General features: G+C 55.4%; 19 protein-coding genes and 1 tRNA gene. 11 read left to right on the top strand and 9 right to left on the bottom strand.

The genetic code is table 11. The annotated features are described in order from the left end of the window. Position 1: 1 nt before the first annotated feature. From ABLV66_RS08065 to ABLV66_RS08085, 5 genes are all read left to right on the top strand, one after another. On the top strand, positions 2-727 hold the full coding sequence (locus tag ABLV66_RS08065) for a C40 family peptidase (RefSeq protein WP_348876041.1): 726 nt from the start codon (positions 2-4) through the stop codon (positions 725-727). Positions 728-744: 17 nt separating this feature from the next. Continuing rightward, positions 745-1,017, top strand: a complete 273-nt coding sequence (locus tag ABLV66_RS08070) for a hypothetical protein (protein WP_348876040.1) — start codon at positions 745-747, stop codon at positions 1,015-1,017. Between the two features lie 89 nt (positions 1,018-1,106). Then, positions 1,107-1,700, top strand: coding sequence for a tail assembly protein (locus tag ABLV66_RS08075; protein WP_348876039.1), 594 nt, complete (start codon positions 1,107-1,109; stop codon positions 1,698-1,700). A gap of 66 nt (positions 1,701-1,766) precedes the next feature. Then, entirely contained in the window at positions 1,767-11,120 is a 9,354-nt protein-coding gene (gpJ, locus tag ABLV66_RS08080; RefSeq protein WP_348876037.1) for a TipJ family phage tail tip protein, read from the top strand. A gap of 30 nt (positions 11,121-11,150) precedes the next feature. Next, positions 11,151-12,284 (top strand): tail fiber domain-containing protein, encoded by a 1,134-nt coding sequence (locus ABLV66_RS08085; RefSeq protein WP_348876036.1) that lies wholly within the window; start codon positions 11,151-11,153, stop codon positions 12,282-12,284. A 641-nt stretch (positions 12,285-12,925) separates the two neighbouring features. Here the strand turns inward: ABLV66_RS08085 and ABLV66_RS08090 are convergent. Together ABLV66_RS08090 and ABLV66_RS08095 are read right to left on the bottom strand one after the other, a co-directional pair. Beyond that, positions 12,926-13,159: a hypothetical protein gene (locus tag ABLV66_RS08090; RefSeq protein ID WP_348876035.1), complete on the bottom strand. Its 234-nt coding sequence runs from the start codon at positions 13,157-13,159 to the stop codon at positions 12,926-12,928. A 6-nt stretch (positions 13,160-13,165) separates the two neighbouring features. Further along, positions 13,166-13,408 (bottom strand): DinI-like family protein, encoded by a 243-nt coding sequence (locus tag ABLV66_RS08095; protein ID WP_348876034.1) that lies wholly within the window; start codon positions 13,406-13,408, stop codon positions 13,166-13,168. Between the two features lie 81 nt (positions 13,409-13,489). Here ABLV66_RS08095 and ABLV66_RS08100 point away from each other — a divergent pair, with 81 nt between their 5' ends. Further along, entirely contained in the window at positions 13,490-13,819 is a 330-nt protein-coding gene (locus ABLV66_RS08100; protein ID WP_348876033.1) for a S24/S26 family peptidase, read from the top strand. A gap of 111 nt (positions 13,820-13,930) precedes the next feature. Here ABLV66_RS08100 and ABLV66_RS08105 read toward each other — a convergent pair. From ABLV66_RS08105 to ABLV66_RS08115, 3 genes are all read right to left on the bottom strand, one after another. Then, positions 13,931-14,007 (bottom strand) — tRNA-Pro (locus ABLV66_RS08105). A 76-nt stretch (positions 14,008-14,083) separates the two neighbouring features. Next, positions 14,084-15,844 carry an LPS biosynthesis-modulating metalloenzyme YejM gene (yejM, locus tag ABLV66_RS08110; RefSeq protein ID WP_045391375.1) on the bottom strand — a complete coding sequence of 587 codons (1,761 nt, stop codon included), beginning with the start codon at positions 15,842-15,844 and terminating at the stop codon, positions 14,084-14,086. Positions 15,845-15,863: 19 nt separating this feature from the next. Beyond that, positions 15,864-16,091: a YejL family protein gene (locus tag ABLV66_RS08115; RefSeq protein WP_045377048.1), complete on the bottom strand. Its 228-nt coding sequence runs from the start codon at positions 16,089-16,091 to the stop codon at positions 15,864-15,866. 188 nt (positions 16,092-16,279) lie between these two features. Between ABLV66_RS08115 and yejK the strand changes: the two genes are divergently transcribed. Next, positions 16,280-17,287, top strand: coding sequence for a nucleoid-associated protein YejK (yejK, locus tag ABLV66_RS08120; protein ID WP_015365669.1), 1,008 nt, complete (start codon positions 16,280-16,282; stop codon positions 17,285-17,287). A 39-nt stretch (positions 17,288-17,326) separates the two neighbouring features. Here the strand turns inward: yejK and ABLV66_RS08125 are convergent, their stop codons facing one another. After that, positions 17,327-18,088 carry a DeoR/GlpR family DNA-binding transcription regulator gene (locus ABLV66_RS08125; protein WP_348876116.1) on the bottom strand — a complete coding sequence of 254 codons (762 nt, stop codon included), beginning with the start codon at positions 18,086-18,088 and terminating at the stop codon, positions 17,327-17,329. 81 nt (positions 18,089-18,169) lie between these two features. Between ABLV66_RS08125 and ABLV66_RS08130 the strand changes: the two genes are divergently transcribed. Then, on the top strand, positions 18,170-18,766 hold the full coding sequence (locus ABLV66_RS08130) for an NUDIX domain-containing protein (RefSeq protein ID WP_348876032.1): 597 nt from the start codon (positions 18,170-18,172) through the stop codon (positions 18,764-18,766). A gap of 20 nt (positions 18,767-18,786) precedes the next feature. On the opposite strand, the gene ABLV66_RS08135 is transcribed toward ABLV66_RS08130, so the two are convergent. Beyond that, positions 18,787-20,073, bottom strand: coding sequence for a serine hydrolase domain-containing protein (locus ABLV66_RS08135; RefSeq protein ID WP_045391367.1), 1,287 nt, complete (start codon positions 20,071-20,073; stop codon positions 18,787-18,789). A 103-nt stretch (positions 20,074-20,176) separates the two neighbouring features. Here ABLV66_RS08135 and ABLV66_RS08140 point away from each other — a divergent pair, with 103 nt between their 5' ends. Then, positions 20,177-21,064, top strand: coding sequence for a LysR family transcriptional regulator (locus tag ABLV66_RS08140; protein WP_045391365.1), 888 nt, complete (start codon positions 20,177-20,179; stop codon positions 21,062-21,064). A gap of 58 nt (positions 21,065-21,122) precedes the next feature. Here the strand turns inward: ABLV66_RS08140 and rplY are convergent, their stop codons facing one another. Further along, positions 21,123-21,407: a 50S ribosomal protein L25 gene (gene rplY, locus ABLV66_RS08145; RefSeq protein ID WP_015365674.1), complete on the bottom strand. Its 285-nt coding sequence runs from the start codon at positions 21,405-21,407 to the stop codon at positions 21,123-21,125. Between the two features lie 136 nt (positions 21,408-21,543). Further along, positions 21,544-23,301: a DNA repair helicase RadD gene (gene radD, locus ABLV66_RS08150; protein WP_348876030.1), complete on the bottom strand. Its 1,758-nt coding sequence runs from the start codon at positions 23,299-23,301 to the stop codon at positions 21,544-21,546. Positions 23,302-23,448: 147 nt separating this feature from the next. Between radD and rsuA the strand changes: the two genes are divergently transcribed. Then, complete coding sequence (rsuA, locus tag ABLV66_RS08155; protein ID WP_047043216.1) at positions 23,449-24,168, top strand: 16S rRNA pseudouridine(516) synthase RsuA; 720 nt, start codon at positions 23,449-23,451, stop codon at positions 24,166-24,168. Beyond that, the gene (locus ABLV66_RS08160) at positions 24,165-25,361 is read left to right on the top strand and encodes a Bcr/CflA family multidrug efflux MFS transporter (protein WP_045391357.1); all 1,197 of its coding nucleotides are present in this window, start codon (positions 24,165-24,167) and stop codon (positions 25,359-25,361) included. Before rsuA ends, ABLV66_RS08160 begins: the two co-directional genes overlap by 4 nt. Positions 25,362-25,401 lie beyond the last annotated feature (40 nt).

Here is a 25,401-nt window from a genome sequence, read left to right on the forward strand (position 1 = left end):
TATGCGCCAAAAAACGATTGAGGCGATACAGGTTCATGCTGCAGCTGATTACCCCCGTGAGGCATGCGGCTTGATTGCCCAAAAGGGGCGAGTAGAGCGATACTTTCCCTGCAGAAACCTGGCCTGCGAGTCAAATGATAATTTTGTACTGGCGCCGGAGGATTACGCAGCAGTAGAGGACTGGGGAACGATTATCGGCATTGTTCACAGCCATCCTGATGCGACCACGCAACCCAGCGAACTGGATAAGGCGCAGTGCGATGCAACGCTGCTCCCCTGGCATATTATCAGCTGGCCGGAAGGCGATCTTCGTACCATCCACCCACGCGGAGAATTGCCCCTCCTTGAGCGTCCGTTCGTGCTTGGCCACTATGATTGCTGGGGGCTGGTGATGAGCTATTTCCGGCAGATCCACGGCATCGAGTTGCATGATTACCGTGTTGATTACCCCTGGTGGGAGAACGACTATCCCGAAAACTTCTACCACGATTGCTGGTATGAGTGCGGGTTTCGTGAATTTGAAGGTCCACCGCAGCCGGGTGATCTGGTGATCATGCAGGTGCAGTCGGACAAATGGAACCATGCCGGGGTTTTGCTGGAAGGTAACATGCTGCTGCACCACCTTTATGGCCATCTCAGCCAGCGCGTGCCTTATGGAGGTTACTGGATGGACAGGACGATGAAGGTCGTCAGATACAGTAAGTGTGATAGTATCTTTTCTGATTGACTAATGGAGTGATATAAGTGACTAAATACATCTTACTGATTGCATCTATTTTTGTGACAGCTGCGCATGCTGAGCAACCATCGATAACCGAAAAATTAAATAACACAGCAAGTAATATTTGTATCAATAGCCATAACCCTTCCTCATGTGAAAAATTATTTTTTTCAACTATGAGTTATCTTGTTGCAAATGAAAATGTTTACATTGAGTGCTCGAATATTGCAGCGGCGCAGCGTGATGATACATGTCGAGAAGCAAAAGAAATACATGACTTTGTAATGTCAAAATAAACATTGAACCAAATGCTTTTTGGACTAATTATTTTTTTTAATTGTTTTTAGAAAAGGCCATTTAGTGGCCTTTTCTTTTGGGGGATGGAATGAAAGAAGTAATGACCCGTATTGAACTTAGTGGTGTCTTGGCTAAAACATTCGGCCGTGTTCACCACCGAGTAATTAGAACGACTCAGGAAGCCGGCGTAGCATTAGCGGCGACGATCCCGGGTTTTGAGCGATTCATGATTGATAGCAAAGATAAAGGGCTGACCTTTGCTGTTTTCAGGGGAAAAACTAATATTGGCCCCGATGATTTGGGTTATCCGGTAACGGGTGATGCTATTCGCATTGTCCCGGTTATCGTGGGCAGTAAAAAAGCCGGTTTGCTTCAGACCATTCTGGGTGCTGTCATTATCGCCGCCAGTGCGGTGTATGGATATTTCACTCAGGATTGGGGGAACGCAGCGTATGGTATGATGTCCGGGGCATCCATGATGGCTGGTGGCGTTGTCCAGATGCTCTCCCCTCAGCCCGGAGGACTTGCCCGTAAAGAGTCCCCCGAGAATAAAGCCAGCTATGCCTTTGGCGGTGTAACCAATACCGCCTCACAGGGTTATCCCGTTGGTTTGCTTTATGGTAAGCGGCGAATTGGCGGCGCGATTATTTCCGCCGGTATCTATGTCGAAGACCAGCAATAAATATATTCAGTAAGTAATTCCCTCCAATTCAGGCCACCTTGCGGTGGCTTTTTTTATGGGCGCAATATGGCAAATAACATAATTAAAGGGCGCAAGGGTGGCAGCTCTAAACAGCGCACGCCGACGGAACAGCCGGACGATTTACAGTCTGTAGCAAAAGCCAAAATTCTTATCGCATTGGGTGAGGGGGAGTTTGCGGGTGGTCTAACCGGGAAAGATATTTATCTCGACGGTACCCCTCTTGAGAATGCCGATGGTTCGCAAAACTTCAGTGGTGTGGCCTGGGAATTCCGACCTGGGACGCAGGCACAAAGTTATATTCAGGGTATTCCCGGTACTGAAAATGAAATTTCCGTAGGGACGGAGGTTTCCAGTGAGACCGCATGGACCCACACATTTACCAATACCCAGCTTTCTGCCGTTCGTGTCCGCCTGAAATGGCCGTCCCTGATGAAACAGGAAGACGACGGCGATGTGGTGGGGAATACCGTTAAATACGCAATCGATTTACAAACGGATGGCGGTGCCTGGCAGACGGTACTGGAGACCGCCGTCTCCGGCAAAACCACTTCCGGGTATGAACGTAGCCACCGCATCGATTTACCGCAGGCAGGCAGCACCTGGACGCTGCGTCTTCGCAAGGTATCGCCGGACGCGAACAGCGTCAAAATCGGTGACGTCATGACGCTGCAGAGCTACACCGAGGTTATTGACGCGAAACTGCGTTACCCACACACCGCGCTGCTGTACATCGAATTCGACTCCAGCCAGTTCAATGGCTCTATCCCGCAAATATCCTGCGAGCCGCGCGGGCGTGTTATCCGTGTCCCTGATAACTACAACCCGGAAACACGCGAATACACCGGCACATGGACCGGAGGCTTTAAATGGGCATGGACTGATAACCCGGCATGGATTTATTACGACATTGTTGTCTCTGATCGTTTCGGTCTTGGCGATCGTCTGACCAGCGCGAATATCTCCAAATGGGCGCTTTACCCGATTGCGCAGTATTGCGATCAGCTGATACCCGATGGCAGGGGTGGCGATGGCATGGAGCCTCGCCATATCTGTAACGTTTATGTGCAGGAGCGCAACGACGCCTACACCGTACTGCGTGATTTCGCTGCTATTTTCCGGGGTATGACCTGCTGGAGTGGTGAGCAGATTATCGTGCAGGCCGATATGCCGCGTGATGTCGATTTCAACTATACGCGCGCGAATATTATCGGTAGTCCTCGTTATTCCAGCAGCACCAGTAAGGCTCGGTACACCAATGCCCTTGTTTCGTGGTCTGACCCGGATAACGCCTATGCCGATGCGATGGAACCCGCATTTATCCCGGAACTGGTTTCCCGTTACAGCTTTAATCAGGTGGAAGTCACGGCCATTGGATGTACGCGGCAGAGTGAAGCCCATCGTAAAGGGTTATGGGCCATTCTGACCAACAACAAGGACCGCATGGTCGAAATTGATGTTGGTCTGGACGGCAGGATCCCGCAGCCGGGTTACATCATTGGGCTGGGCGACGAACGGCTGGCCGGGCGGGTTAATGGTGGTCGTATCAGCGCGGTGAATGGGCGCGTCATCACGCTCGACCGTGATATTGATGCAAAAGAGGGCGACCGCCTGCATCTGAATCTGCCGTCGGGTATCTCGCAGGCCCGGACCATTCAGTCGGTGAACGGTCGTCGGCAGGTGACAGTCACAACGGCATACAGCGAGACGCCAGAGGCGGAGTGCGTCTGGATCGTCGAATATACAGACCTGGTGCCTCAGCAGTACCGCGTTATCGGTGTAAAGGACAACAATAACGGCACGCTCACCATCACCGGCGTGGCTCACGACCCGGATAAATTCCCGCGTATCGATAACGGCGCGATCATCGACCAACGCCCGATTAGTGTTATCCCGCCTGGCAACCAGGCTCCGCCAGATGGCATCCTCCTGACGTCCTTCTCCGTGGTGAATCAGGGTATCAGCGTCGAAACGCTGCAGGCCAATTGGGACGCGGTGCAAAATGCTATCGCCTATGAGGCGCAGTGGCGCCGAAATGATGGCAACTGGATTAACGTGCCGCGCAGCTCGACCACGTCATTTGAGGTCAGCGGCATTTATGCCGGCCGTTATCTGGTTCGCGTCCGTGCAATCAACGCGGCGGAAATTTCCAGTGGCTGGGCGTACTCGGAAGAGAAAACCCTGACCGGGAAAGTCGGCGAGCCGCTGCCGCCACTGTCGCTGACGACCGTTTCACTGACCGCAGGTATCGAAATTCGCTGGGAATTCCCTGAAGGTGCAGAGGATACCCAGCGAACCGAACTGCAGTACAGCCCGGACCAGAGCGGGAACGGCGCGATGCCGTTGACCGATTTAGCGTATCCGGGCAAACACTATCAGCAGATGGGCCTGCAGATTGCCACGCAGTTCTGGTACCGTGCGCGCCTGGTTGACCGCCTGGGCAATGCCTCGCCGTGGACCGACTGGGTGCATGGTATGTCCAGCGATAACGTTTCTGATTATTACCAGCAGCTCGATGATGCCCTTAAAGGCTCGGATACATACGAGGAACTGAACAAAGGTATTCAGGACAACAGCGCTGCCGCCGACGCTGCGCAACAGGCTGCGGACGCCGCCCAGGGAACCGCTGACCAGGCGGCGAAGGATGTCGCCGCGCAGGGGGCCATCGTCTCGCAGCAGGGCAAGGACCTGGCTGCCAACATCGCTAAAACCAATGACACGACCAACAAGCTGGCGCAGGAAGTGAAAGACCGCGCTGCAGGTGATGCTGCCACGGCGCAGAAAGCGGCCAGCGACACTGCGGCAGCGGTGGCGAAAGCCGAAACGGACGATGCCGCTGTGGCGAAGCAGGCCGCCGATAACCTGCTGAGTGCCAAACGCGAAGTTGAAGCAGCGATTGAGACGACGAACGTCACCATGCAGGACGGCTTTGACAGTCTGGCGCAGCAGATGGCGTCGATTTCAGCCGGTACCGGCGAGCAGTTCGACAGTCTCAAAATCTGGTATTTCGATAAGGACAACGAGGGGTGGAGTTCTGACGACGGCGGCACGAAACCGCTCCCGACGACCGACGACGGGTGGATCCTTCCTGCGGATTCCATTTCGACCATGCGCAGCCCGTCGGGCGCTGGCACGCTGATTGACGGCAGCGCCTATAAGTACCTCCGCCTGCGCATCAAGAAAGTCGGCAACCCGGCCTGGGGCGGTCGGCTGTACTGGATTGGTGCTGATGAAACCGGCTGGATCGAAAGACGCCGCCTGGTGCTGCCAGCACCGGATTTTGACCCGGCCACCGGCATCAGCACTATCGCGATCCCGGATATCCCGTGGCAGGCCTCCGGCACCATCCGCCGCCTGCGTCTCGACTTCTCACAGGGTGGAGCGGCTGACGCTGATAACTATTATGCCGTTGACTGGCTGGCCGTTGGGCGCCCGACTCCTGGCGCATCGCAGGCGCAGATTCAGGACCTGAAAACGGCGATGACCGCCGCTGATTCCGCCGAGGCGCTGGCGCGTAACCAGCTGGCGGTGCAGCTGCGCGGCAACGAAGAAGGCACCAACCCGGATAAACTGGTTTCTGGTCTGATTTTCGAAGAGCGGAAAATCCGCGTGACGGCGGAGAAGGCCATCGGCTCCCGCGTTGATACGTTGCGCGTCGATTATGATAAATCCACTGCAGCGGCGACCCAGCGCATGGATACGCTGGCGAGCGACCTGCAGTCGACAGCCTCGAAAACGGATCAGGTCGCCGCGGACCTTGTTTCAGCGAACGGCGTCATTGCTGGCCATACGCTGGCCATCCAGAAAATCGAGGGTGACGTCCAGACCATCGACGGCAAAGTTCAGGCTAACGCCAGCCAGATTGCCGGGGTGGAATCTAAGGTCGATAACATCCGAATCGGCGGCGTAAACCTGATACCCAACTCCGGGGAACTGACCGGCAAATCGCCATCAGCAACCGAACGCTACCGGGGGAACGCGGTTCGCATCCTGACGCGTGCCGCCGGAGCGACTGATTTCGCCGTCCTCGACTACACGCTGGCCGCGCCGGTTGACGGTACCGAGTATGTTCTGTCGTTCTATGCGAAAGCGAAGACGGACAAAACGCCGGTTCGTTGTTTCCTGAATACGCCGGATGCCACTATCCGCGCTGAAACCAGCCAGGGCGTTATTGTGGAGCGTCCAGCCGGGTATAACGGCGATGTGACCGTAACGCTCTCCACGTCCTGGAGACGCTATTGGGTTAAATACAAACGCAAACCTGGCTTGTCCGGGACGGCGTACCTCGTTGTGGCCAGACTCGACGGCGCAGCTGCAGCGCGCGAAGCGTGGATCAGCTCTCCGATGTTTGAATCCGGAAATATTGTGAGCGACTGGAGCCAGGCACCGGCAGACAGCGCCAGCTCGGATGCCGTCCAGCAACTGACGACCCGCGTCACGACTGCCGAGAATACGCTGGCCACCACGGCGCAGCAGACGACGGCGCTCAAGTCACAGATTACGACCGGCAACCTCCTGCTGAATGGCGACCTGATTAATAAAGCGGATAACTGGCAGCTGTCCGGCACCGGCGCGGGGGCTCCGGTCTATGACGCGGTGATGAAAGGTCTCACCACGACCGAGCCGGCGATGCGGATCGCCAACGGAACAAAAATCCCGGTTGAAGCCGGTCAGAAACTGACGCTCACCTTCGGATTCAAGACGGACGACGCGACGATCAGCATCGGGACCCAGAATTTTACGATGGGCCTGATTGAGAATTGGGGGAATCCGACTAACTGGCTTGTCCAGGACAATAACTGGTTTGCGGGTATCACCACCGGCTACCAGACCCGCACGCTGACGTTCACGATCCCGGATAACTTCAAAGGGAGGTGGTGTTACCTGCGCATGGCCTGCGGAGGATGGACGCCGTCGACCGCTCGCGTTTACCTGCAGGGCTTCATGCTGACCGCCTCAAACGGTATCGCTGGTAAAGCCGATGCATCAGCAGTGCAGGACCTGCAGTCGCAGGTCACGAAGAACGGTGACGACATTGCCACCAACGCCAGCGCGATCACCAGCCTGGGTGGGCGTATTGATGCCACCAATGCCGAGGTGGCGAAGAAAGCCACCACCGCCGCGCTGGATAGCCTGAAGGCCACCGTCACGCAGCAGGGTAAGGATATTACCGCACAGGCGGAGCGGACGACGGCGTTAACCAATACCGTTAACCAGAATAAGCAGAATGCTGATTCTGCGATTGCCGCGAACGGCCAGGCGATCTCTGGTTTATCGCAAACTGTTTCACAGCAGGGCGACCGCATCACCAGTCAGGGCCAGCAGATTACGCAGGTCAGCAATAAAGTCGATACGGTGAATACTGACCTCGGCAAGCGGATTGACCAGAAGGCCGATAACAAGACAGTACAGGACCTTAGCGCCACCGTGACCCAGCAGGGCAAGGATATTACGGCGGCGAACCAGGCCATCACCAGCCTGAAAGGGCGTGTTTCGACGGTTGAGGAAGGGCTGGCCAAAGCGGCCACCGCCGATGCCGTGAGTAAACTGGATACACGCGTTACAAACGCTGAGGGGAAAATTGAATCGCAGGGAACGGCGATCACCGGGATTAATGTTGCTCTGAATTCGCAGACGGCAGCGGGTGGCGACTACATCCTGAACCCGACATTTGACCCCGCATATCCGTCTATGGGCTTTACCCGCCGGGATACGGTAGACAGCAACGACGATGATGGTATTCCGTATGATGCTGACATCCCGGCTGGGGCTCCGCGTCGCTATGTAGCACGACTGGCCTCACGCGATCACCAGCTCAATACGCCACCGTGGCCGGTAAAAGCGGGACAGGTATTCGAGATTTCGGTCTGGGTAGCGGCAAAGGCAGGTTCCAACGCCGCATTTAACATGTACATCGGCTCGGCTACGGGACCGAATACGGGTGCCGTGGCGTACGCTGCGTTACCGGGTAGTGTTGTGCCCACTCAGACCTGGACGGAGAAAAAATACCGCTGGACGGTCCCGGCTAACTTCCCGCGCGGATATATGCGCCCGTTCCTGCAGGTGAACCAGAACGCGCCGTATGGCTCCGTATGGTATGCAACTGATTTCCACTGCCGGGAGATCACCGCCGCGCAGGGTGCGCAGACTGCTGCCGACGCTGCCGCCGGTGCTGTGACCCAGCTGGATGCGAAAGTGACGCAGCAGGGCAACACCATTACCAGCCAGGGCCAGGCGATTACGGCCATCACTGGTCGGGTGTCGAACCTTGAATCCGGGCAGAGCGCGAACAGCAGCGCAATTCAATCCCTGACGCAACGAACCACGGCAGCGGAAGGGAAAATTGAAACGAACAGCCAGGCGATCACCTCCGTCACCGGCTCGGTGAATGCGATGCTCAATCGCGGCGAGAACCTGGCAAACGATTTTAATTTTATGAGCGGATCGGCGCTGTGGGGTGTCCAGGGGAATACGCGTAACAAGGTGGAGTTTGGCGACTTTGGCGACGGTAAACCCGGCGTCCAGATGACGCAGCTCGACAGCACGTTGTATACCGGCCTCTTTGCTAACCAGAAAGCGCCGCTGCCACACAATACCCCACGCCGCTACCAGGTCATCGTTAAGGCGAAGGGCGTATCCGGCGCGATGAATTTCATGGTTCGCCGGTTTAACTACCTGGGGAATGTGGCCGGGACTTATGAAAACCGCCAGTTCTCCGCCACGGATACCTGGGCGACGTACGCCGCTGAGTTTAGCGCGCCATCGTCGGCGACAGTGGATGGTTCTGTTTTTGCGCTCTATTGCTACCCGAACGCGTCGGTCATTCAGATTGATTACATCGCCATCTATGACATCACCGATGCGGTGGCCATCGATGCGAATACGTCTGCGGTCACGCAGCTGCAGCAGACGGTCACACAGCAGGGCAAGGATATTGCTGCGAATGCCAGCGCCACGACCGCAGTTTCTGCAAACCTGAATGCAGCGATGGCTGACGTGGATAACAAAATCACGGGCAACCTGATTTTAAACGGGGGATTCGAGCGTGACTTCACCAACTGGACCGCGCCAGCACAGGCGACAGTGATGTCGGCGCAGAATCCACACAGCGGCAAAAAAATCGTGAAATATGTCGCTGCTACCAACGCGACTCTTTTGTCGAGCGACACTGTTATTACTGCCGTTAAGGGCAGGACGTACAAGTTTGGTGCGTGGTTGCGGGCTAAGGCCGGGTCGACTATGCAACCGAATACGCAGCCGAATAACAAGGTTCGATTTGCTTACCTCGATAGCTCTGTAATCGCTGAGGCGCGCTTCGACCCGGCCACAATGCCTACTGGCAGCGTATGGCAGGAGTACAGCAACACGTATACCGCCACTAAAGACGGCACCATGTCGGTCAGCATCAACGCGTTTTTGAATGCAGGCGAAATTTATATCGACGATGTGTACGTTATCGATATTACTGACCGGGTCGATCTCGATGCCACGGCTGGCGCTGTATCTAACCTGCAGTCGACCGTGACACAGCAGGGAAAAGATATTGCCTCTAATGCCAGCGCGATCACGTCGGTCAACGCCTCAATCGGTGCGCTGCAGAGTCAGGGATTAAACCCCTGGTGTGATGGCTCATTTGAGTCGTACACCGCAAACCAGCAGCTGGGCAGCAGCTCGCTGGCGCGCGTCTCGACCGATGTTTACCGCAATGGCCAGAAGTCGCTCAAAATCACGCGTAACAACGGCGAGAACGGCAACAGCGACAAGATGATTGGGAACTGGCTTGCTGTTCGTGGTGGCGGTAAGTATCGGTTTTCTCTCTGGGCTTACATGGCCAGTGATATGTCGACACCGAACGGATGGAACGTGTCTGTCGGCCTCTTTGCTCGCGGAGAGAATGGCGGCGCAAACCAGTGGCCGGAAGCCGTCCGTATCTCCGAGACAAACATCTCGCGCGGCAAATGGGTTCTCCTGACGGGAGTAGCGACCGTCGGTGCCGACCGGAGCATTGCGCAGATGTGGATTTCCACCAGGGGGTCGAACGGTGGAGCCGGTTATTCGCTGTATCTGGACGATATCAGCATTGTCGATGTGACCGACGCACAGGAGGCGCAGGATACTGCCACCGGCGCAGCGAACGCCGTTACCCAGCTTACTGCGACCGTTACCCAGCAAGGGAAGGATATCACCGCGCAGGCAGGGCAAATCACCAGCCTCGGCTCGCGTGTGGGCGATGCAGAGTCGCGTATCACGAAGCAGGACGAAACCATCGCCTCTAACGGCCTGGCAATGGCGACCGGCTTTAACCAGATGCGCAGCATGATTGGCGACAACAGCGCGGCAATCACCACGACGAACAAAACCGTTGCCGACCTGGAAAAATCAACCACGGAGCAAATCACCACGCTGACCTCGCAGGTCGGGGATATGTCTGCGACCGTTCAGCAGACGGCATCCACCGTGGCGGATTTAAACGGGAAATTGGGAGCGCAGTGGGGCGTGAAGGTCAACACGTCTTCCGGCGGTAAGAACTACGTAGCGGGTCTTCAGTTGGGGATTGACGGCAGCGGCCAGTCACAGTTCCTGGTGCAGGCTGACCAGTTCGGCATTTATGTGCCTAACGGCGATAAAAGCAATCTGGCCTTCGGTGTCGACGGGAACGGCGCTTATATGCAGCAGGCGATGGCCCGTAACCTGGTCATCGACTTCGCGCAAATCTCCGACAACATCCGCTCGACGAACTACCAGCCAGGCCAGGCGGGTAAAGGGTGGAGCATCTCGAAAGGCGGCGGCGCAGAGTTCAACGACGTAACGGTCCGCGGTAGGGTATTCGCGACGGACGGCGTATTTACCGGCACCGTACGTGCCAATGATGGTTACTTTAACGGCACCGTGTACGCGTCGCGGATCGAGGGTGACGTTGGCTCGTTCGCAATCAACTGTTACAAGGCCACGTACAACCGTGTGCCAAAAGCAACATGGCAGTGGTGGGATCTTCTGCGTATTCGTAAGCAGGGATTTGATCAAGTAGTCGATATCAAAGGCGCATTACGTCAGGCGGATAAGTACGGCGACCTTCGTGCTGGTATGTCATATCAGTCCGGCGCGGATGGCGGACTCAATCCGGGCTACGTAGGGTACGCAATACTTATGCGCCCAGGTGGCGATACTTCCGGCGGTGGGCCGATGACAACGGCGATATCTATTGACGGACAAATATTTTGGTCGTCAAAGGAAGGGTACGCGACGATAGAAAGTCTCCGCTTTATTGTACCGGCTGGAACTGGTGATGCGATTGTCCGCTTCGGATGTTATCTCGACCGTAACGGTTCAATGGAACTTCGTACTTTGATGCGCTTCGACGCTTTTGTCGCGCGCAACAGTAACGCGATAAGCCTACTTTAACAGGAGGGGGCCTTCGGGGCCCTTAACAATATGGCGATAATTAGTGACGAATTAGCGGCCAGCATCCAGAAATGTTTCGACCGCACTTATGTGGATTTAGCAAATCAACAGCAGTTTTTATTTGGAGCCGGGAACGTGACGATCACGAAGCCGGACGGTACAACGGGCACGGTAAAATCGTGGGCGCAATTTCTGAGAGAATACGCCACACGACAGCAGAACATCGACACGGCGCTGAAGGACGTAGCGAAGACGACGGCGGACAACACGTGGACGCAGGCGCAGACGTGGAATGTAAGCAGCACCTTTAAAAACAACCTGACGGTCGACAAGAACCTAACGGTTAACGGAAATTTAAACGGCGTACAGATTGCCGGGTCTCATATCGAGCTAACCGCACCAACGCCTTACATTGATTTTCACTATGGCAATAGTACGGCTGACTACACGCATCGCATCATCGCCGAAGACGGCGCGCTTGCCGTGTCACCTGGCTGGCGTGTATACGGTAATCAGCGGACGTTTGGGGCTAACACTGTCGAGGGCAATATTTGGTGGGGGTTCGTAGCTACGCGATTTGACGAACCTGGCGCACCGGCTAACGGTACTCTTATCAACTCCCCTAACATGACATGGCGGTTCAAACAGCGAGGCGCAGACAGTAAAGGCGCAGAGGCCGGAATGGCGGCGGCGTATTTTGAGGAACAGGTGGGAACAAACCACCGATTAGCGATCACCGTTCAGGGGTTCAACGCTAACCAGCAGTGGTGGCAGTTCCTGAGCGACGGCAGGATCTACAGCAGCCAGAACGGTAACGTCCAGTTCCAGGGAACGTCCGACGCGCGCATGAAGCATGACATTAATCCGACGGACGGACAGCTATCTGTCGACCGCATCCGGGCGCTTGAGCTGGTGACGTTCGTCTATAACGACGACGAGCAGGGAAGGACGCGCCGGGGAATTATCGCGCAGCAGGCGCGGGACGTTGATCCGCAGTATGTGAAACAGGTTAACACGGCATACATGCGCAACGGTGAACGGGTGGATGACGACCGCCTTCAGTTAGATAATAACGTGATAATGATGGACACACTGGCTGCGGTACAAGTATTGATTAAGCGAGTAGACGAACTGGAGGCGAGATTATCTGCATGTGAAAACTAGCAATAATGCCATCTGATACCATGTTAATACTGAGTAACAGTATGTAATAGTTACCTGGTGAGATGTGTGAAGGCTTTGGCTGGTTTGGCTATTTTAAAAATTTACGCCTGACTAGTTTGCACGGAGGTTAGGGCAATCAAATGATCAGCGCATCGAGAAAACCTGCCTTAATTGTAGCTTTGACAATTAAGACAAAAAATATCCATAAAAAGATAAACTTAAGCATCACTGACATTGCTGAGTGTTCCTATTCAGTAATGGGCTTTAATTAGCATCTGGTTGTAGTTAAAGCAAATAACTAGGGATCTCATTCATCCAGACTTTTTTTTGATATTAAACTCAGGGAATGCTCAATCAGAAGCCAGATGGAATAACCCAAGGCCGTAATGCCAAAGGTAAAAACAAGAATTAGAAGATCAATTTGTGACATATTTGCCCATCCAGCCATGGAAGACTAAAGGTAAAATAGTACACTACTTGCTTCGATGCAACACAATCACTAAACGTTATCAACTTTACAGAGAGGCTGAAACTGGAAGCCACCCTGTAACCGTATACAAAAGTTACCGGGTGGGGAATCGCAGGTGTTCATGCCCGGCGATCGACATTAAGTCGATCAAAACGAGGTGCATTTCCGCAGATTATCGCCATATTTTTTTCCCTTGTCTGACAGCAGCCATTATTGCTTTGCCTGAATGTTCGTATTCAGGTAGCGACCACACCATCCATGAATTTTGCAGAAAGCCAAGAAGACAACAACGAGAATCAGCTGTTCCCTGAATAGCAAAAGTAGGCATAGTATCTGGAGGAAGAGGTAGCTTTTCCCCTGGTTTTGGGAAGTAAATCCTGACACCTGAAATGATGATGTTGTCCATGCAGGATTACTCCTCAACCAGCCACATATCTGCTTCTTCAAACATTTCCTGAATAGCTGCACTAATCCTTTCCTTTTCGTGTTTGCTTGCATCAGTGTTGATAGCTGGTAATGACATCATTGGTTTTACCCTAATATCAGCATCAGGAAAGATACGATGTATTCGCTTGGTTAGTTCGCCATGGATGATCCCTTTCGCATCTTGCAGGCCTTCAAAGTTTCTTTTGTCGTAGACGAGTTCAACAAACATTTTTGTTTCCTTTTTTACTGGTTGGATATACAGTATTTATACTGTTTGTTTGTACAGTATTCAAGTGGTAGGAGCGAAATTATGGGGTTTCCCTCGCCGGCAAATGATTATGTAGAACGCAGATTAGACATCAACACATTGTGTAGATTGGGTGCTAATACACGAGCGATTGTTACGGATAGTGGTTATGCGGTTGTTGATTTAGCGAGAAAGGCTGAGCAGGGTAATACTGTCCTAATCAGGAGCGAAGGAAAGATCGAGTTTGCAAAGATCCTAGGCCGGGCTTTTATCACGGCAGATGGAGAGTCAATAGAAGGTGAGGCACTTGATGAAACTGAAGTGATTGGAGTCGTTACTTTCCTAATTACAGACGTACATTCAGAGATTTCAGAAGGTTGCCCAGTCATCTAGTTTTTGACGGGGTTTCACCCCAGTTTCACCCCAGTTTCACCCCAATAACTCCCCGTATGAAAAACAGGTACAAAAAAACCAGCCATAAGAGGCTGGTTTTTCGAAGGTTTTTGGTCGGCACGAGAGGATTTGAACCTCCGACCCCCGACACCCCATGACGGTGCGCTACCAGGCTGCGCTACGTGCCGACGCGTGGAGGATAATATTACCCGTTCCCCCATCGAATGCAAGCGACCGACAACTGATTGATTCAAAATTAATCAATCAGTTAGCGATAAAGCGTTTTTCATCCGTCAGTACCTGCAGCAGCAGGCTGAGCTGTGGTTTTTGGTCTTTCACCTTCTCGCCGTTACTGTTCCAGGTGTGATAGGTGCCGTTGTGGTCGAGCACCACGGTCATCGTTGGCGTGGTAATCGCCAGAGTATCGCTATTGGCCGCGGTGACCCAGCTGCGGCGGCGCGCCGGGCTAAACAGGTCTTCGCCCTGCGAATATTCATTCGCTGGCGTCGACACGTGCAGCAGACGCTGCATCAGCGTCGTCATCACGTCTTTGTTATCCGTGAGCGTGGCGATCTCCTGCGCTGGGGTTCCCGGCCAGTGAATAACCAGCGGCACCTGCAGATTGCCCCGTGACCAGTCGAATTTACCCTGCTTGTTATCCAGCGGCATACCGTGCCCGGCGGTAATAATCACCACCGTATTATCCAGTTTGCCCGCTTTGCGCAGCGCGTCGAGCACGCGGCCAATTTGCGTATCGACGTCGCCTGCGGCGCGGCCATAGGTGCGCGCAAAATTCTGCTGCTGGCTGTTATCAATATTAGTGCCGTTCAGCGATACCCACGAGAACCAGCGGTTCTCATCCTGGGCGTAGCGATCCAGCCAGCCGATCCATTGGTCTGCCGTTTGCTCGTCACTTTGCGTTTTGGCCGCCGGCAGCGAGAAGTCCGACAGCAGCGCCTGACGATAGAGCGGACTGCTGAAACCGTCAGATGAGAACAGGCCCAACTGGTAACCCTGTTGGTTGAGGGCGGTAATCAGCGCCGCCGGGATACGCGCCGAGAGCACGCCATCCATATAACCCGGCGATATGCCGTAGAACAGGCCGAACATTCCGCTATCGGTACTATTACCGGAGCTCATATGCTGACTAAAGTTGACGCTCTCTTTTGCAAAAGCAGCCAGCTGCGGCATGTTCTTCTCGAAGCGTGAATAGTTGAGATTATCCACGGTAATGAGCAGCACGTTGTAGCCCGTGCCGAGGTCGCGATAGCGCAGATCGCTCAGCGGATACTGCACCGAAACCGCTTCCGGCGCGCCTTGTTCAACCAGACGGCGCTGGTAATCCTGAGCGTCGAGCAGGCCATGCTTCTCAAGGAAGCGGCGAGCGGTCATCGGATAAGAGAGCGGCAAGTTGGCCCGCTGCATGGTGATCGGGCGATAGAAGTTAGCATCCGCCCAGATATAAATCAGGTGGCTGCTGATAAACGAAATAAAGAAAAACCAGGCGACGGGGCGCGCGTAGTGACGGCGGCGCGTCAGGCTGCGCAGCTTTTGCCAGCTCCAGGTGGCGAAGAGCATCTCAATCAGGAAGATGATCGGTACGCTGATAAACATCAGCTGCCAGTCGCGAGCCATCTCGTTCTGGTCGGGGTTAATCACCAGTTCCCAGACGACAGGGTTTAAGTGCAGGTGGAAGCGAGTGAAGACTTCGCTATCGATCAGCAGCAGCGTCATCCCTGCGGTGGCGAAGATGACCGACAGGAAGCGCATAAGCCGCTGCGAGCCGACGATAAAGGTCAGCGGGAAGAGAATCAGTACATAGCTGGTGAACACCAGAAAACTGAAATGACCAACGAGGCTGACATACGAGAAAACCCGCCCGGCAAGCGTCGTTGGCCAGTCGGCGACAAAAAGATAGCGGCTGCCGAGCGCCATGGCCAACAACATGTTGAACAGGGCAAACCAGTGTCCCCAACTGACCATCTGGGAGACTTTTTCTCGGTAGGGCTGACGTAGAGTCACCATATACTGTTGTTCGTTATCCTTAGTGCGCGGGATCGTCGTTAATGGACGATTGCAGCGCCTGGGCGAAAGAACGGGCGATTGCCTGACGCTGCGCCGGCGCGACGCTACTGTTAATCAGGTTGGTCACCATATTGCCCAGCACCATCAGTGACAGGTCAACCGGCGCTTTGTGTGTTTCCAGGACGTTCGTCAGCTCGCTGAGCAGCTGCTCGACCTGTTCATCGCTATAGCGGGATATTTGTGGCATAAACTCAAAATCTGTTTGTTCGTGAAAGGGCAACATATTACCGTAGCAGCAGCATTTTTTCCGCATTTTTTCGCCACGGCGTAAAAGCGCCCAGCAACGCGAGTCTCAAGCGTGAAACAGACATCTGCCGGTTGCGTCATCGTCCCGGTGGTGGTTGAATACCGCCCGGTCTAAAAGGAGAGTTTAACATGAGTCTGGATATCGACCAGATTGCCCTGCATCAGTTGATCAAACGTGATGAACAGAATCTGGAACTGGTGCTGCGCGAGTCGCTGCTGGAACCAAATGCCACTGTCGTGGAAATGATGGCTGAACTGCATCGTGTCTACAGCGCAAAAAGCAAAGCCTATGGCCTCTTTAATGAAGAGAGCGAGCTGGCGCAAGCGTTGCGTTTACAGCGTCAGGGTGAAGAAGAATTTCTTCCTTTCAGCCGTGCGGCAACCGGTCGCCTGCGCGATGAGCTGGCGAAGTATCCGTTTGCCGAAGGCGGCATTGTGCTGTTCTGTCAGTATCGTTATCTGGCGGTCGAGTATCTGCTGGTGGCGGTGCTCAATAATCTGAGCAGCATGCGCGTTAACGAAGAGCTGGATATTAGTTCCACGCATTACCTCGATATCAACCATGCCGACATCGTGGCGCGTATCGATCTGACCGAGTGGGAAACCAATCCCGAATCGACCCGTTACCTGACCTTCCTGAAAGGGCGGGTGGGGCGTAAAGTCGCTGATTTCTTCATGGACTTCCTCGGCGCCAGCGAAGGGCTCAACGCCAAAGCGCAGAACCGCGGTCTGCTGCAGGCGGTGGATGATTTCGCCGCTGACGCGCAGCTGGATAAATCCGAGCGCCAGAACGTGCGCCAGCAGGTGTACGCCTACTGTAACGAACAGCTGCAGGCGGGCGAAGAGATCGAGCTGGAGTCACTGTCTAAAGAGCTCTCCGGCGTCAGCGAAAAGAGTTTCCAGGAGTTTACCGCTGAACAGGGTTATGAGCTGGAAGAGAGCTTCCCGGCGGACCGCAGTACGCTGCGCCAGCTGACCAAATTTGCCGGTAGCGGCGGCGGTTTGACCATTAACTTTGATGCGATGCTGTTAGGCGAGCGCGTATTCTGGGATCCGGCAACGGATACGCTGACCATCAAAGGTACGCCGCCGAACCTGCGCGATCAGCTGCAGCGCCGTACTTCTGGCGGTAATTAATCCCTGCTGCTTATCCCGGCGGAACATGATGCCGCCGGGTTAACCTTCTACCTGAATAATCCCGACGCCGCTTTGTTTAAGCTTCTGGCGTAACGTGTCATCCAGTTCGCTGTCGATAACCACTGTGCTGGCAAGATTAAGCTCGCCGATGGCAAATGCGGAGGCGGAGTTGATTTTCTCGGCAGAGGCCATCACCACGGTTTCTGCGGCTCTGGCCGCCAGCGCGCGCTTGATGCCCGCCTCTTCATAATCACCGGTGGTAAAGCCCACCCGCGGGTGCACACCCGTGACTCCCATAAAGAACAGATCGGCATTAATCCGCGCCATCGCCGCCAGCGTCTCGGCGCCGACCGTGACTACCGAATGTTTAAACATTGTGCCGCCGAGCAGGATCACGTCGATCAGCGGATGCTCGACCAGCGCCACGGCGATCCCTGGACTGTGCGTCACCACGGTACAAGCAAGGTCGGCGGGTAGTGCGGCGATCATCGCCGTGGTGGTGGTGCCGCCGTCGACGATGACCACCTGTCCTGGCTGGATAAGCGCCGCCGCCCGGCGGGCTATTGCCTGTTTGGAAGCCATCTGCACGTTTTTTCTGCTTTCGATTGGCGCGATAGCGGCGGATACCGGCAGCGCGCCGCCGTGGACCCGTTGCAGTTTACCTTCCGCCGCCAGCTCGCGCAGATCGCGACGAATGGAGTCTTCGGAGACTTTAAAGCGCTGGCTTAACTCTCCCGACATCACCTGTTTTTCTGCGGCAAGGATCTGCAGGATGTGCTGTTTTCTCTGGCTGGCGAGCATGTTGTTCACTTCACGATTGATCTTGTTTGTGCACGATTATGCATGTTATGTTGCCCGCTGTCACCTTAGAAGGGGAAAAACATGCATGCAAACGCACCGCGCGTTCGCCACGTTCGCGAAACGCTCTTGTCAGATAACTGGTACACGCTGAAAAAATATACCTTCGAACTGCTGCGTCGTGATGGACGCTGGCAGGAGCAGAGCCGGGAAGCCTACGACCGCGGCAACGGCGCGGTTATTCTGCTCTACAATCGCCACAAGCAGAGCGTGGTGCTCATCCGCCAGTTTCGTTTTCCGGTGTGGATCAACGGTCACGACGGCTTTCTGATCGAGGCTGCCGCGGGGTTACTGGATAACGCCTCGCCGGAAGAGCGCATTATCGCCGAAGCGGAAGAGGAGACCGGTTTTCGCGTCACCCGTATTGAACCGGTATTCACCGCGTTTATGAGCCCGGGGTCGGTGACCGAGAAGCTGTACTTCTTTATTGCTGAATACTCCGCTGACGATCGCCGTGGCGATGGCGGCGGGCTGGCGGCGGAGGGAGAGGATATTGAAGTGCTGGAGTGGCCGCTGGCGCGGGCGTTACGGGCCATTCGCGAGGGCGAAATCGTGGATGCGAAAACCATTATGCTGCTGCAGCACCTGGCGTTAAATGCCGACACGCTCCTTGCCGGTTAAGCGGCAAGGAGCCGGCAAGATTAGCGCAATTCGCGGGCAATGGCGCTGTACATCAGCGCCGCTTCCAGCGGTTGCGCGTTAAAGGACGGTTCCGCCTGTGGCCAGGTTGACCACTGCACGATCACCAGATGTTCCGCACGGTTGACCATTATCACCTGGCCGTAAATCCCCAGCGCCCACAGCGAGCCTTTCAGCCCTTCCTGCGGCGTCGGCTGCACGTTTTGCGCATTGGCCGGAATGGCGTTATTCCACCATTGATAGCCGTAGATACCTTCCGGATGCGCTGCTGAAACCGAGTTCAGCGCTTTTGTCCAGCTTGCGGCTTGATCGAACCAGCCTGCGGGCACCAGCTGTTCACCGTTGCTCAGGCGGCCATCGCGGGCGACAAACTCGCCAAAGCGTCCCCAGTCTTCGAGGGTGGCGTTAAAGCCGTGGGCGCCGACATCATGTTGTCCTTTTTTGTAGGCGTGCCACACGCCATCGTGGGCCATGCCCGCAGGCTGCCACAGTGATTGTTCAAGCCAGGCGGCCAGCGACATACCGGTTGCGCGTTCCAGCACATCGCCCAGCAGCCAGGCGCCGCCGGAAGAGTAGGACCACTGCTCGCCTGCCGGGTGTTTGCGCGACAGCGTCGACACAATTTTACGCACGCAATCATAGGCGCCGGGCTGCGCTTCACACTGGGTCAGGCGGGCGAAGTGCGACTGTGGATTGGTGTAATCTTCATTCCATTCCACGCCGCTGGTATGTTGAATGAGCTGCTTGAGCGTCACGCCATCCCAGGCGGTGCCTTTCAGTTCGGGTTCATAAACGGTAATCAGGTCATCAAGGGAGTGGATTTTACCCTGTTGAATAGCGATACCGACCAGCGTCGAGACGACCGATTTACCCACCGAGCGCGAGGTCCACAGCGTGGTGTCGGTATTACCTTCGGCGAGATATTTCCAGGCGACTTTGCCATCTTTCAGCACCAGCATACCGCTGACGTTTTCGCGCTTCAGGTAATCTTGCAAATTCCAGGTGTGGCCGTTGAGCGTGTAGCGGGCATCGGTCAGCTGCTTTTTAGCGCGCTCCAGCGGGACCGAGTCGCCGTGACGGAAAACATCGCCAGCATAGTTGCGATAGTCATTACGAAAGCCAACGACGCGTGACGCCTGATCCCAGGTGAGCATGTCTTTGGCCGCGGGTAGCGTTTGATCGTAAGGCGTGGGGCAGACATCCAGCGTCAGGCCGCCGCAGTTTTGCGCCATTGCCGCCGCCGGCAGCGCCGCCAAAATTAACGCCAGAGCCAGTGGTTTTCTTATCATTTTAATTTCCTTGTTTGCCATAGATTCGCATCGCAGTATATAAACCGGCGCGCGGCGGCTAAAATCACTCTATGGGGGATTTTCCCCCGAAAGGGAGAGAAGGATGAAAACCCTGCAGTATTCATTTGCACAGATTGAAGCCTTCGCGACGATTGCTGAGACCGGCAGCCTGTCGCGGGCGGCGATCCGTTTAGGGAAAGACCGTACGACGCTTCGCGATCTGCTGGATTACCTGGAAGATGCGTTGGGCTACCGGCTATTCAGCCGTGAAGGGCGTAGCCTGACTTTAACGGCCGAGGGAGAGCAGCTTTTTCGCCAGGCGCACCTGTTGTTGCGACAGGCGCAGGCTTTCGAGTCTTTTGCGCAAACGCTGCCGCAAACGGCCTGGCAGGAGTTACGCCTGGTGTACGATCCGTTCGTGCCGCGTGAATTTCTCTGTTTGCTGGCCGATACGCTTGCCCGGCGGCAGATCCGTTTAAGCTGCTGGAGCGCTTCGCGTCGCGAAGCCGAGCAGGCGTTGAGCGATGACGTCGCGGATATGGCCATTTGCCAGGCTAACAATCGTACGCTGGGTAGCGAAATGGAGTGGCGGGCGCTGGGTACCGTTGATTTACGCTTTTACGCCGCGCAGCGGTTGTTCGCTGATGCCGCAAGGCCGCTGACGTTGCTGAATTTATCGCTCACCCCGCAGTTAGTCATGCACCGGCGCAGCGACGATCAAATCGCCCGCCGGTTGCAGATATCCGGCCATACGCTGTATATGAATGAAATCACCATGTTGCGCCACGCAATGGAGCAGGGGCAGGGCTGGGGTTTTTTACCCGACCATTTACGGCCCGACGAGTGGCAGGGGGTTGCTGAAATAGCCACCGAGGTCGGTAATCAGGGGCTTAACGTTACCATGGTGATGCTGTGGCTGCCGGGAATGAATAAACACCGCGCGCTGGGAGAGATTGTTGACGACGCGCCAGGGTTATGGCGGCGCAGATAACAAAACGCCCCGGGTCAGAAGACACCAGGGCGTTTGCCATACAACTTGCTATCGGCGATTAAGCGCGAACGAAGTCGATGTGGGTCAGTTTCGGCTTGAACGCGTGACGCTGAACAGCCTGAACTTTAACTTTCTCTTCTTTGCCATCGACAACCAGGGTCAGAACTTCGCCGTAGAACTCAGCTTTGTCCTGCATGTTCCACAGTTTGTCGTGGTCCAGTTCGATAGCAACCGGAGCAGCTTCGCCACCGTAGATGATTGCCGGGAACTTGTTAGCTGCGCGCAGGCGGCGGCTCGCACCCTTACCCTGCTCTTTACGTACTTCTGCGTTGATAGTAAACATTGATGTCTCTCTATATATAAAGCCTGCAACAGGCGACCCAGCAGCAGGCAGATTATCTGCTTTGCGAATGCAAAAGCGGGCGGCATTATAGCCGCCTATCGGCACAGCGGCAATCAAAACCTCAGTTTTTGGCGGATTAACGCAGCTCATTGGCGCGACGGAAACGGCCCTGATAATCGAACACTTTTTCCCGCACCTGCCAGTATTGCCCCTTCATCCGGGCGACGACAAAGTCCGGATGGCGCAGCAGCGCCTGCTGGGCAATGATGTCTGCCGGAGTTATCCAGCGTAGCGGCACGCCCGGAGTACGGGTATGCGGGCGGATAAACAACTGCTCAAAGGCGGTACGCTGCGCGGGTGTTTGTAAACGGAAGCGCTCACTCACATCGGCGCCGTCCTCATCGTAATAGGTGATTTTCAGCCACGGGCCTTTTTCATCGCTGCCATGCTGCAGCGCCATGCCGCTGCAGCGCAACACCAGCGCGTCTTTAAGCTTCAGCGCCGCCTTCAGCATGTCGTCCGGGTCGACCAGAATAGAATCGCACTCGCGACAGCGGCGGGCGGCAATGTCATTCTCGGCGTTGCACTGCGGACAGTTTTTAAAACGAAAGCGGAAGTCGCACTGTTCGCGATGGCCGTCATCATCTTCGAACCAGCCCTGGCAGCGACGGCCAAAATGCTCAATCAACGTGCCGTCGGCGGTGGTTTTCCCCCAAAAAGTATTGGCGAAACCGCAGGCCGGGCAGAAAACCTGTACCGGGACATTATCGCTTTTGCCTTTTGGCGTGCCGACTTCCGGCGCATACAGGTCGTGAGGGTTGCCGGCATAGTCGAGGATCAGGCAGTCGGTTTTGCCCGGCGCCAGACGCAGGCCGCGGCCAACAATTTGTTGGTAAAGGCTTACCGACTCTGTTGGCCGAAGAATCGCGATAAGATCGACGTGCGGCGCGTCAAAGCCGGTGGTCAGTACCGCGACGTTCACCAGATAGCGATACTGCTGCGCTTTAAAAGCTTCGATGATGCGATCGCGCTCCGGCCCCGGCGTTTCGCCGGTAATCAGCGCCGCCTGCGCGGGCGGCAGCAGGCCGGTAATTTCCCGCGCATGTTCGACGGTCGCAGCGAAAATCATCACGCCTTGACGGCTTTCGGCAAACTCAACGATTTGGCTGACGATATGCGGCGTGATGCGCTGCTGTTTTTTCAGCTCATGGTTAAGGTCGGTTTCGCTGAACAGGCCATTGCTCTGCGCCTGCAGGCGGCTGAAATCGTATTGTACCACCGGCATATCGAGGCGCTCAGGCGGCGTCAGGTAGCCGTGCTTAATCATATAACGCAGCGGCAGCTCGTAGATGCAGTCGCGGAACAGCGCTTTCTCGTCTCCGCGCACCATACCGTGATAGTGGAACTGATAGATCCACCCCTTGCCGAGACGGAAGGGGGTCGCGGTCAGGCCAAGCAGCCTGAGCTGTGGATTCACCTGCCGCAGGTGGCTGATGATTTGCTGATACTGGCTGTCGTCATCGTCGCTGATACGGTGGCACTCATCGACGATCAGTAAGGAGAATTCGCTCTGAAACTGCTCAAGATTGCGCGCCACCGACTGCACGCTGCCGAAGACCACTTTGCCCTGGCTCTCTTTACGCTGCAGACCGGCGGCGAAAATATCGGCTTCCAGGCCAAGCGCACAGTATTTACTGTGATTCTGCGCCACCAGTTCTTTAACGTGGGCCAGAACCAATACGCGTCCGCGCGCCAGCCGCGCAAGTTCGGCGATCACCAGGCTTTTGCCGGCGCCGGTCGGCAGCACGATGGCGGCCGGCTCATGGTGACGGCGGAACCAGGCGAGCGTGGCGTCGACCGCCTCTTTTTGGTAGGGACGTAGTGTAAAAGTCATCAATTCTCGGGGGTTAATTAACTCGCAAATAGTATGCCATGAATCTTTTCCCTTGAGTGGTGTTAAGACCCCGTTATACTAACCAATGGAATTCTTCTTTTTCGGGCGAGATGCCCGCTCCAGCATTATTACAGGCTAAAAAATCTCATGCGACTTGATAAGTTTATCGCTCAGCAGCTTGGCGTCAGCCGTGCTATTGCCGGGCGTGAAATCCGCGGCAGCCGCGTTACCGTGGACGGCGACATTGTGAAAGATGCCTCCTTTAAGCTCCAGCCGGAGCACGAGGTGGAATATGACGGCAATACGCTGACCCAGCAGCACGGCCCCCGTTACTTTATGCTCAACAAGCCGCAGGGTTATGTCTGTTCAACAGACGATCCCGATCATCCAACGGTGCTTTATTTTCTCGATGAGCCGGTTGCCCATAAGCTGCACGCCGCCGGGCGTCTGGATATCGACACCACCGGTCTGGTACTGATGACCGATGATGGGCAGTGGTCGCACCGCATTACTTCGCCGCGCCATCACTGCGAAAAAACCTATCTGGTGGAGCTGGAAAATCCGCTGGAAGAGGGCGTCGCCGAGCAGTTTGCCAAAGGCGTGCAGCTGCATAATGAAAAAGATCTCACCAAACCTGCTGTCCTCGAAGTTATTACTCCGACAGAAGTGCGCCTGACCATCAGCGAAGGCCGCTACCACCAGGTAAAACGCATGTTCGCGGCGGTGGGTAACCACGTCGTGGGATTACATCGCGAACGTATCGGCGATATTACCCTTGATGCGTCGCTGGAGCCCGGCGAATACCGCCCGCTGACGGCTGACGAAATCGCCAGCGTTGGCGCCCCACAAGCACGGAGTAAAACGTGACGACAAAGCAGAATTCTTCATTGGGGATTGTGTTTATTCTTGGCCTGTTGGCCATGTTAATGCCGCTGTCGATTGATATGTATCTGCCGGCGCTACCGGTTATCTCGTCGCAGTTCAACGTGCCGGACGGCAGCGCGCAAATGACGCTCAGCACCTATATTCTGGGCTTTGCGCTGGGCCAGCTGCTGTACGGGCCGATGGCCGACAGCATTGGCCGTAAACCGGTGATCCTCGGCGGGACGCTGATTTTCGCCGCGGCGGCGGTGGCCTGCGCGTTATCGCAGACCATCGAGATGCTGATTACTATGCGTTTCTTCCACGGCCTGGCGGCCGCGGCGGCCAGCGTGGTGATCAACGCCCTGATGCGCGATATTTACCCGAAAGAAGAGTTCTCGCGCATGATGTCATTTGTCATGCTGGTCACCACCATTGCGCCGCTGGTGGCGCCGATGGTCGGCGGCGCGGTGCTGGTGTGGTTCAGCTGGCACGCGATTTTCTGGATCCTGGCGCTGGCGGCGCTGCTGGCGTCGGCGATGATCGCTTTCTTTATTAGCGAGACGCTGCCGGTTGAAAGACGGCAGAAATTTCATATTCGCACCACGCTTGGCAACTTCGCCACCTTGTTCCGCCACAAGCGGGTACTCAGCTATATGTTGGCCAGCGGCTTTAGTTTTGCCGGCATGTTTTCATTTCTCAGCGCGGGTCCATTCGTCTACATCAACATTAATCACGTGTCGCCGCAGCACTTTGGCTACTATTTTGCGCTGAATATCGTGTTCCTGTTCATCATGACCATCATTAATAGCCGCTTTGTTCGCCGGGTCGGCGCATTGAATATGTTCCGCGCCGGGCTGTGGATCCAGCTGGCGATGGCGGTGTGGATGGTGGTTTGCGCGCTGCTTGATGTTGGTTTCTGGTCGCTGGTGGTGGGCGTGGCGGCGTTCGTCGGCTGCGTATCAATGGTCTCCTCTAACGCCATGGCGGTGATCCTCGACGAGTTTCCGCATATGGCGGGAACCGCATCGTCGCTGGCCGGAACATTTCGTTTTGGGATTGGCGCGATTATCGGCGCGTTGCTGTCGATGGCCACCTTTACCACCGCCTGGCCGATGCTGATTTCTATCGCTTTTTGCGCCGCGAGCTCCATTCTCTTCTATCTGTACGCCAGCCGGCGACGAAAAGTCGCACATTAAGTCACATTTTCAGGGGCGATTTCCGCCCCTTTTTTGATAC

The organism is Klebsiella sp. CN_Kp073 (genome assembly GCF_040065495.2).
Taxonomy (GTDB): domain Bacteria; phylum Pseudomonadota; class Gammaproteobacteria; order Enterobacterales; family Enterobacteriaceae; genus Klebsiella; species Klebsiella aerogenes.

Coding starts and splice junctions, on each gene's coding strand:
- ABLV66_RS08090 (WP_348876035.1), bottom strand. CDS start 13,159: ATGGACAACATCATCATTTCAGGTGTCAGGATTTACTTCCCAAAACCA.
- radD (WP_348876030.1), bottom strand. CDS start 23,301: ATGACTTTTACACTACGTCCCTACCAAAAAGAGGCGGTCGACGCCACG.
- ABLV66_RS08100 (WP_348876033.1), top strand. CDS start 13,490: ATGGGGTTTCCCTCGCCGGCAAATGATTATGTAGAACGCAGATTAGAC.
- ABLV66_RS08095 (WP_348876034.1), bottom strand. CDS start 13,408: ATGTTTGTTGAACTCGTCTACGACAAAAGAAACTTTGAAGGCCTGCAA.
- rsuA (WP_047043216.1), top strand. CDS start 23,449: ATGCGACTTGATAAGTTTATCGCTCAGCAGCTTGGCGTCAGCCGTGCT.
- ABLV66_RS08065 (WP_348876041.1), top strand. CDS start 2: ATGCGCCAAAAAACGATTGAGGCGATACAGGTTCATGCTGCAGCTGAT.
- yejM (WP_045391375.1), bottom strand. CDS start 15,844: ATGGTGACTCTACGTCAGCCCTACCGAGAAAAAGTCTCCCAGATGGTC.
- yejK (WP_015365669.1), top strand. CDS start 16,280: ATGAGTCTGGATATCGACCAGATTGCCCTGCATCAGTTGATCAAACGT.
- ABLV66_RS08115 (WP_045377048.1), bottom strand. CDS start 16,091: ATGCCACAAATATCCCGCTATAGCGATGAACAGGTCGAGCAGCTGCTC.
- ABLV66_RS08140 (WP_045391365.1), top strand. CDS start 20,177: ATGAAAACCCTGCAGTATTCATTTGCACAGATTGAAGCCTTCGCGACG.
- ABLV66_RS08075 (WP_348876039.1), top strand. CDS start 1,107: ATGAAAGAAGTAATGACCCGTATTGAACTTAGTGGTGTCTTGGCTAAA.
- ABLV66_RS08130 (WP_348876032.1), top strand. CDS start 18,170: ATGCATGCAAACGCACCGCGCGTTCGCCACGTTCGCGAAACGCTCTTG.
- ABLV66_RS08135 (WP_045391367.1), bottom strand. CDS start 20,073: ATGATAAGAAAACCACTGGCTCTGGCGTTAATTTTGGCGGCGCTGCCG.
- ABLV66_RS08125 (WP_348876116.1), bottom strand. CDS start 18,088: ATGCTCGCCAGCCAGAGAAAACAGCACATCCTGCAGATCCTTGCCGCA.
- ABLV66_RS08085 (WP_348876036.1), top strand. CDS start 11,151: ATGGCGATAATTAGTGACGAATTAGCGGCCAGCATCCAGAAATGTTTC.
- rplY (WP_015365674.1), bottom strand. CDS start 21,407: ATGTTTACTATCAACGCAGAAGTACGTAAAGAGCAGGGTAAGGGTGCG.
- gpJ (WP_348876037.1), top strand. CDS start 1,767: ATGGCAAATAACATAATTAAAGGGCGCAAGGGTGGCAGCTCTAAACAG.